3 protein-coding genes are annotated in these 5,595 nt (G+C 67.5%); all 3 read left to right on the top strand.

What is annotated here, in order from left to right; translation table 11 throughout:
* Positions 1-1,810: AMP-binding protein (locus QZT63_RS13255; RefSeq protein ID WP_290651923.1), on the top strand; the 1,810-nt coding region annotated here is incomplete at its 5' end.
* A gap of 216 nt (positions 1,811-2,026) precedes the next feature.
* Positions 2,027-4,696 (top strand): bifunctional acetate--CoA ligase family protein/GNAT family N-acetyltransferase, encoded by a 2,670-nt coding sequence (locus QZT63_RS13260; RefSeq protein WP_290651925.1) that lies wholly within the window; start codon positions 2,027-2,029, stop codon positions 4,694-4,696.
* Positions 4,697-4,874: 178 nt separating this feature from the next.
* Positions 4,875-5,447 carry a DUF2726 domain-containing protein gene (locus QZT63_RS13265; RefSeq protein WP_290651927.1) on the top strand — a complete coding sequence of 191 codons (573 nt, stop codon included), beginning with the start codon at positions 4,875-4,877 and terminating at the stop codon, positions 5,445-5,447.
* The last annotated feature ends 148 nt before the right edge of the window (positions 5,448-5,595 follow it).

The raw sequence follows: 5,595 nt of genomic DNA on the forward strand, positions 1-5,595 counted from the left end.
GCAAATCCTGAGCCAGGACGACGACGGCTTATACCGCTGGTTCCGCGGCGGCGAGCTGAACATGGCTCACTTGGCCCTGGACCATCATGTCAATCAGGGCCGTGGGGAGCAGACCGCCATCATCCACGACTCCCCCGTCACCAACAGCCAGCAGCGCTACACGTACAAAGAGTTGCGGGACGCGGTGGCCACCTGCGCCGGGGCGCTGCGGGACCTCGGCGTCACCAAGGGGGATCGGGTCGTCATTTACATGCCCATGATCCCCGAGGCCGTGATCGCCATGCTGGCCTGCGCCCGACTCGGGGCCATTCACGCTGTGGTCTTCGGCGGCTTCTCGCCCCACGAGCTCGCCGTGCGCATCGACGATGTCAAGCCGCGCGTACTGCTGACCACCAGCTGCGGACTGGAAGGCCCCCGCGTCATTCCCTACAAGCCGCTGGTAGACAACGCCATCGCCAAGGCGCAGCACAAGCCCGAGGCCGTGGTGCTCAAGGCCCGCCCACAAGCAGAAGCGTCGCTCGAGCAGGGCCGCGACCATGACTGGGACCGTCTCATGGCAGGCGCCACGCCGGCCGATCCAGTGCCCGTGGACGCCACACACCCTCTGTACGTCCTCCATACCTCGGGGACCACCGGCAAACCCAAGGGCGTGATCCGGGATACCGGCGGCTATGCAGTGGCATTGAACTTCAGCCTCGGCGCCATCTACGACCTGCATACGGGCGACGTGTTCTGGACCGCCTCGGACGTGGGCTGGGTCGTGGGCCATTCCTATATCGTCTACGGGCCGCTCGTCCGTGGCTGCACCTCCGTGGTCTACGAGGGCAAACCGGTCAAGACTCCCGATGCCGGCGCCTTCTGGCGCGTGATCAGCGAACACCGGGTGAAGACCTTCTTTACCGCCCCCACGGCCTTTCGTGCGATCAAGAAAGAGGACCCGGACGCGAGCCACATGGCCGACTACGACCTGAGCTCCCTGCGGTCGCTGTTTCTCGCCGGCGAACGCCTGGACCCGCCCACCTACGAGTGGCTGAAGCAGATCACTGACGGCCGCCCGGTCATCGACCACTGGTGGCAGACGGAAACCGGCTGGCCCATTGCCGCCAACCCGATGGGCATTGAACCGCACCCTGAAAAGAGCGGCTCCGCCACTTTCCCCTGCCCGGGCTACCAAGTGGAAATCCTGGACACCTCCGGTGCGCCGCTCGGCCGGGGCGAACAGGGTAATATCGCCATCCGGCTGCCCCTGCCTCCGGGCTGCCTGCCCACGCTGTGGAACGACGACAAGCGCTTCCGTTCCTCCTATCTGGAGCGCTTCCCTGGCTACTACGACACCTCCGACGGCGGCTACTTCGACGAGGACGGCTATCTCTTCGTGATGGGCCGCATGGACGATGTCATCAACGTCGCCGGGCACCGGCTATCCACCGGCGAGATGGAGGAGATCATCGGCGACCACGATGCCGTCGCCGAATGCGCCGTGGTGGGTATTGCCGACCAGCTCAAGGGGGAAATGCCGATCGGCTTCGTCGTTCTCAAAGACGGTGCCGACATCGACCACGCCACCCTGCAGCAGGACCTGGTGGCCCGGGTGCGCGACAACATCGGCGCCTTCGCCTGCCTGCAGCGCGTCGCCATCGTGCAGAAGCTGCCCAAGACACGTTCCGGCAAGATCCTGCGCAAGAGCATCCGCCAGCTCTCCGCCGAACGCGAGGTGCCGGTGCCCTCCACAATCGATGATCCGACCAGCATGGACGAGATCCGCGGGGCCATGGAGGAGCATCACATCGGGCGCTACGCTGACCAATAGCGCCCGCGCCTTCGGCGCAGGGCCCGAAGGGTGTAAATAACCCGGCACTCACCCTGTGTTGCGTGGAAGGGCCGTCTGCCGCCATCCTGGCCGCAGACGGCCCTTGGAGCGAGCGCGACCTGGGCGGCAAACTGCCGGCGTGTCGGTGAGCGGAACGCGGCCCCCCGGGAAGCGCCCTCGAAGTCGCCACCAACGGATAGAGCCGGAAAGCGCCATATGGGCACGCATTATCTGGAGCGCTTCTTCCAACCCGACAGCGTCGCCGTGATCGGCGCCAGTGACACCCCGGGCTCCGTGGGCAGACAGGTCATGGACAACCTGGTCGCCGACGGTTTCCAGGGCACCATCCTGCCGGTCAACCCCCGCCATAGGACCATCCGGGACCGGCCCTGCGTCGCCCGCGTGACGCGGCTCAGCCAGACCCCTGATCTGGCCGTCATCTGCGTGCCACCCCGGCATGTCCACCGCGTCATCGAGGATTGCGGCCGCCACGGCGTCCGCGCCGCCCTGATCCTGGCCGCCGGGCTCGGCGCCCCCGGCACCGGCATCAAGCGCCTCGAGCGCGACGTCATGGCCACCGCACGGCGCTACGGCATCCGCGTCATCGGCCCCGATTGGGTCGGTCTCATGCGCCCGCACCTGGGGCTCAACGCCACCTACTCGCGCCACCGCGCGGCGCCGGGCCGGCTGGCCCTGATCTCCCAGTCCGGGGCACTGACCTCTGCCGTGCTCGACTGGGCAGACAGCCGCCGTGTGGGTTTCTCCACCGTGTGCTCTCTGGGCGATACCACCGACGTGGACTTCGGCGACGTGCTCGATTACCTGGCCCTGGATCAGGGCACCCGCAGCATCCTGCTCTACATCGAAACCATCACCGACGCCCGGCGGTTCCTGAGCGGGCTGCGCGCTGCCGCGCGCCTGAAACCCGTGATCGTCATGAAAGTCGGACGTCAGCAGGAGGGCTACCGCGCTGCCACCTCCCACACGGGCGCCCTGGTGGGCGCGGATGACGCCTTCGACGCCGCCTTGGGACGCGCGGGTGCCGTGCGGGTGCCAACCATCGGACAGCTCTTCGCCGCCGCCGAGCTACTCGCCAGCGGCCGGCGGCTCGGCGGGGATCGTATCGCCGTCATCAGCAACGGTGGTGGCCCGGCGATCATCGCCACGGATCTGCTGGTCGAGCGAGGCCTGCAATTGGCGCAACTGAGCGGGACGACCCTGGAGACACTCAACCAGACCCTGCCGGCCCGCTGGCCCGGTGAGAACCCGGTGGATATCCTTGGGGACGCCGGGCCGGATCGCTTCAGCCAAGCGCTGCAGGCCTGTGCCGGTGACCAAGGGGTGGACGGGGCCCTGGTCCTCCTCAGTCCCCAGGCACGTACGGACCCGGATGGGACGGCGGCCGCGCTGTGTGACTCCCACTCCGGGCGCAAGCCGGTACTGGCCTGCTGGATGGGCGGTACCCACATTCGCTCCGCCCGGGAGCGTTTCACCGCCGCCGGTTTCCCCAACTTTGCCACGCCGGAGAACGCCACCGAGGCCTTATCCGCACTGTCGCGGTACCGTCGCAGCCAGGCGCTGCTCATGCAGGTCCCCGAGGCCTCGGGAACGCGTGCGGAGCCCGACCTGGAGAGCGCCCAGTCCATCATCAGCGCCGCCATCGCAGCGAGGCAGGTGCGGCTGACGCCCTGCCAGTCCAAGGCCGTCCTGACCGCATTTCACATTCCCGTGACCACAACCCTTGTCGCCCGTTCGCCGGGGGAGGCGCGCGCGGCCGCGCAGCAGGTCGGCTTGCCGGTCGCGGTTAAGATCAACACCCCGGACATCTCACACAAGGCGGCCGTGGACGGGGTGCGGCTGAATGTCCTCGATGCGGACGCCGTCGAGGCGGCGTACGCAGAGATCATGGCCGCGGTCGGGCGGGCACGCCCGGACGTCACCCCGGACGGCGTCTCCGTGGAACCCATGCACACCGCCCGCAACGGCAAGGAAATCATGCTTGGCATCGTCCGCGACCCGGTGTTCGGGCCGGTGGTGAGCTTTGGCTCCGGGGGATCCATGGTCGAGGTGATCCATGACCGGGCCGTGTCGCTGCCGCCGCTGAACGACTTCCTCGCCCGCGATCTCATGATCCGCACGCGGGTCGGCCGCCATCTCGGCCTGGACGCCGACAGTCAGCTGCGCGATCAACTCGAGCACGCCCTACTGCGCCTGTCTGATCTGGTCTGTATGCTGCCGCAGGTCACCGATGTGGACATCAACCCGGTGATTGCCGATGACACCGGGGTGGTGGCCGTGGACGCGCGCCTGCACGTGCGCGAAAGCGAGAGCGATGGCTATAACCACATGGCCATCATGCCCTACCCTAGGCAGCTGGAGAGCGTGGAAACCCTGCCCGATGGCACCACTGTCACGGTGCGCCCCGTCCGGCCAGAGGATGCCGAGATGGAGAAGGCGTTCATTCACGGGCTCTCACCACGCTCGCGCTACTATCGCTTCATGCAGCATCTGGGCCGGGTCAGCCTGCCCATGCTGGTCCGGTTCACGCAGATTGACTACGACCGGGAGATGGCCCTTATCGCCGTGGACACCAGCGGCGGCGAGCCCCGCGAGGTGGGCGTTGCCCGCTACGTGACCAATCCCGACGCCGAAAGCTGCGAATTCGCCGTTGCCATCGCCGATGACTGGCAGGGGCGCGGCCTCGGCCGGCGCCTCATGGAACGGCTCATGGCGACGGCCCGCGACCGCGGGCTGCGGCGCATGGAGGGCCAGGTCCTGTCCGCTAACCGGGGAATGCTTGGCCTCATGGACCGGCTGGGCTTTCGGCGGCACCGAATCCCCGACGACTTTCGGATCCTGCACGTCGAACGGGACCTGACGACCTGATTGATTCCCTGGCCCTACACGCGCCTTCAAACGCACTGAAAGGCGGGGCATCACCCCGGCACGCCTGGAAACCAGTACAATCAATACTGCATCCAGGAGCGTGCGGGAGCCTGGACGATTGCTCGCGCGCGCCTGCGGGCGCAGCCCGCGCACCATTCACACCACCAGCCGAGGCGCCATGGATACGATCCTCGTGCCCGCGGGCATCACGCTCTTGCTCATTGTGCTGGTCCTGCTCCTGTGGAAGGCACGGCGGCGCAGGCGCAGCCCCACTGGCGGCGTCCGGCCCTGTGCGGTTCTCGAAGGCAATCAGCGCCGCCTGTATCGCACCCTGAAGGCCGCACTGCCCGATCATCATGTGCTCGCGCGTATTCCCTTCGCCACGTTTCTCACGCCGCGCAACAGCGGCGAACCCCAGCCACTGGCGCTGGAGACGCAGCTGGCGGATTTCGTCATCTGCGACAGCGAGTTCCGGGTCGTCGCCGTGGTGGAAATGGGCATCGCGGAACACCGCAGCGAACGGGATGCGCTGCTGCGCGATGCGGCACTCCCCCTGGTGCGCTGGAGTGTCAACACCCTGCCGGACATCGACGAGATCCGGGAGACCATCCAGGACCTGGAGTCACTGCACGCCATGAGCGCGAGCGTCACCGCGCACGATGCACGCAGCGACGGTGATGGGGGTTCGGACGACACCGTCGTGCAGCGCCGCGGAGCCACCGGCAGCACACGCCGCGAGCCCCGGCTGTAAACCCCGAGGCGCCCTGGATCGAAGCGACTAGTGCCCTGTCCCGTAAATAAGTTGCGAAAATTGGCGTGGATCCTGACGGTTCCTGGCAAGGCGCGCCGACGAGGCGTAGCGGGGACTACGGCGAGGAGGCGCAACGCCGCCAGGGGCC

It is taken from the genome of Aquisalimonas sp. (assembly GCF_007120195.1).
Lineage (GTDB): Bacteria > Pseudomonadota > Gammaproteobacteria > Nitrococcales > Aquisalimonadaceae > Aquisalimonas.